General features: G+C 48.1%; 6 protein-coding genes and 1 pseudogene. 6 read left to right on the forward strand and 1 reads right to left on the reverse strand.

The features are described 5' to 3' along the window. From ACFO24_RS07435 to ACFO24_RS07455, 5 genes and pseudogenes are all read left to right on the forward strand, one after another. Positions 1-157: DUF1010 domain-containing protein (locus tag ACFO24_RS07435; protein WP_377737770.1), on the forward strand; the 157-nt coding region annotated here is incomplete at its 5' end. A gap of 31 nt (positions 158-188) precedes the next feature. Next, the gene (locus ACFO24_RS07440) at positions 189-491 is read left to right on the forward strand and encodes an excalibur calcium-binding domain-containing protein (RefSeq protein WP_377737766.1); all 303 of its coding nucleotides are present in this window, start codon (positions 189-191) and stop codon (positions 489-491) included. Between the two features lie 86 nt (positions 492-577). Continuing rightward, positions 578-838, forward strand: a complete 261-nt coding sequence (locus ACFO24_RS07445; protein ID WP_377737767.1) for a hypothetical protein — start codon at positions 578-580, stop codon at positions 836-838. 108 nt (positions 839-946) lie between these two features. Continuing rightward, on the forward strand, positions 947-1,156 hold the full coding sequence (locus ACFO24_RS07450; RefSeq protein WP_377737768.1) for a hypothetical protein: 210 nt from the start codon (positions 947-949) through the stop codon (positions 1,154-1,156). 41 nt (positions 1,157-1,197) lie between these two features. Further along, positions 1,198-1,248 (forward strand): annotated as a pseudogene (locus ACFO24_RS07455) (hypothetical protein); the annotation flags it as partial. 24 nt (positions 1,249-1,272) lie between these two features. Here the strand turns inward: ACFO24_RS07455 and ACFO24_RS07460 are convergent. Next, positions 1,273-1,479 (reverse strand): hypothetical protein, encoded by a 207-nt coding sequence (locus tag ACFO24_RS07460; protein ID WP_377737771.1) that lies wholly within the window; start codon positions 1,477-1,479, stop codon positions 1,273-1,275. Between the two features lie 87 nt (positions 1,480-1,566). On the opposite strand from ACFO24_RS07460, the gene ACFO24_RS07465 reads away from it, so the two are divergent. Next, the gene (locus ACFO24_RS07465) at positions 1,567-1,941 is read left to right on the forward strand and encodes a hypothetical protein (RefSeq protein WP_377737769.1); all 375 of its coding nucleotides are present in this window, start codon (positions 1,567-1,569) and stop codon (positions 1,939-1,941) included. The last annotated feature ends 111 nt before the right edge of the window (positions 1,942-2,052 follow it).

The following is a 2,052-nucleotide window of genomic DNA, read 5'->3' on the forward strand; positions in this document are numbered from 1 at the left end:
AGTAAGCGCCACCAGCTATCATTCTTGCAGCGCTGCGCCGCTTCCGTGGCCCAGCGCTTTTTCATGGGCTGCGCCCGTCTTCAAGGCTGGGCGTTCCCTTTTGGCCTTCGGGTCTAACTTTGCGCTCAAGCCGACCCGCCTTCGGCGGTCGGCTTAGCTTTTTCGTTAGCCAATTAATAGGAGAGAGTGTGTTTCGCATCCTTCTCGTTGCCCTACTCGCCTTTGGCGCTTGGAAGGGCTATGAAAAATATCAATCTCAGCGCGCAGCCCAACAATTTCAAGGGATACCCCAAGAGATTGATATTTCAAATAACTCTTCTAGGCGCAATCGAAGTATTGATATAGCGCCAAAATTCCAATGTGATGGCCGAACCCATTGCTCTCAAATGACTTCTTGCGAAGAAGCCACCTTTTTTCTTAAAAATTGCCCTGGCACAAAAATGGACGGGAACAATGATGGCGTCCCATGCGAACAGCAGTGGTGCAAATGAAAATTGCAAATCAATCCATCAGGGCTAACAGTTCGTCGCAGCCGACCGCCTTACGGCAGCGGCTGAACTCAGGGCGTTAGAAAAACATGGAAAGCACTGATTCAACGCTGTATCTGTCGTGGGGACCCACCATTCTGTGGGGCTTTGTTTGGTATGTCATTCCTGCGGCTGTCGCTGCATTTTTCGTATTTAAAGATGCTTCAAAACGCAAAGTTCTGGTGCTCAATATTCCTCCCTATGCCTGGGCCTTACTCTGTATACCAAGTGGCATCTTTGGACTGCTGGCATATTGGTTTATGCACCATTCATCCTTGGCCAAAACAAAGCCCGCAGATGACACTCTCTAACCAGGCAGTCAAGCGGACTGGCCTACGGCCAGCCGCTTACTTTGTTCGTTAGGCAGAGTACACCGGGCTTTGCTCAAACTCCATTAGTATTCCGGTAAGGAGAAAATTATGGGATTGCTTGATGATCTTGGAAAAATTTTTCTTGGCTCTTCAGATAAAGGCAGTGGAGCAACTGGATCTGCTTTGGATTTGATTCAGCATGCAATGGGGAAAAAATGTCCACAATGTGGCAACTGGACTATGCATAACCAGAAACCAGGGTATTGGCGTTGTTCAAAGTGTGATGCAGTGGTTTTTGGAGATATGACAGACTCATAATCATGACTACCGACTTTTTCTTGTGAATCGTACTTTTTACAATGCGGCTAACTACTCTCTTGGTCTCTGCGCCTAACATTGCGGTCAAACCGACCCGCACACGGCGGGCGGCTTACCTAGCCGTTAGGCTTGGCGCAAATCACAATATCGCGCAACCCATCGCTAGAAACCCTGATTTCTTGTTTTTGGTCTCCTCCCTCGTTTTCCACGCTGCACTCAAACAGTGCAACAAACAGTCCAGCAACGAGCGGCAGCACGTCTCGGGGATACGCTTCAGCAAATTCGGCAAACGCATCCAATAAATTATTCAGCTGCTCTTCCATTCTTTTCTCCTAAAATTTAAGTCCTAACAGCTCAATGCACGCGGACGGCCTAATGGCCGCCGGTGATTTCAGACGTTAGGAAAATTTATGACTGATGATCAAGAAAAGAAGTGCCACGCAATCATTCACTCTCACGCTGTTGCAGCAGCAGCAGGAAATGCCGTGCCTGTTCCAGGATTGGGAATAGCGGCTGATATGGTCACAATGACATCAATGACAATGAGCCTTTGTGCTGTTTTTGGTGGAAGTCTCACTGAAGAGGCAGCAAAAGCATTGGCAATTGCCACAATAAAAAACACGATGTTGAAACAACCAATTAAAACCCTCACCAAAGAGCTTTCTAAGTTCATCCCATTTCTTGGCCAAGTGGTTGCTCCAAGTATTTCCGTTGTCATGCTTGAGGCTGCTGGATGGACTCTTGCTAAAGAACTCGAAGCAAAATTTAGAGCCAAGGCAGCCTAACATTTCGTCGCAGCCGACCGCCTACGGCGGCGGCTGAACTCAGGCGTTAGTCCTCTCATATTCCTCTTTATGCAGGCCTACATTCATTCCAGCGCTTCGCCTTTATCCAAG

Source organism: Comamonas denitrificans (assembly GCF_042654745.1).
Taxonomy (GTDB): domain Bacteria; phylum Pseudomonadota; class Gammaproteobacteria; order Burkholderiales; family Burkholderiaceae_C; genus Comamonas; species Comamonas denitrificans.

Coding starts and splice junctions, on each gene's coding strand:
- ACFO24_RS07445 (WP_377737767.1), top strand. CDS start 578: ATGGAAAGCACTGATTCAACGCTGTATCTGTCGTGGGGACCCACCATT.
- ACFO24_RS07450 (WP_377737768.1), top strand. CDS start 947: ATGGGATTGCTTGATGATCTTGGAAAAATTTTTCTTGGCTCTTCAGAT.
- ACFO24_RS07460 (WP_377737771.1), bottom strand. CDS start 1,479: ATGGAAGAGCAGCTGAATAATTTATTGGATGCGTTTGCCGAATTTGCT.
- ACFO24_RS07465 (WP_377737769.1), top strand. CDS start 1,567: ATGACTGATGATCAAGAAAAGAAGTGCCACGCAATCATTCACTCTCAC.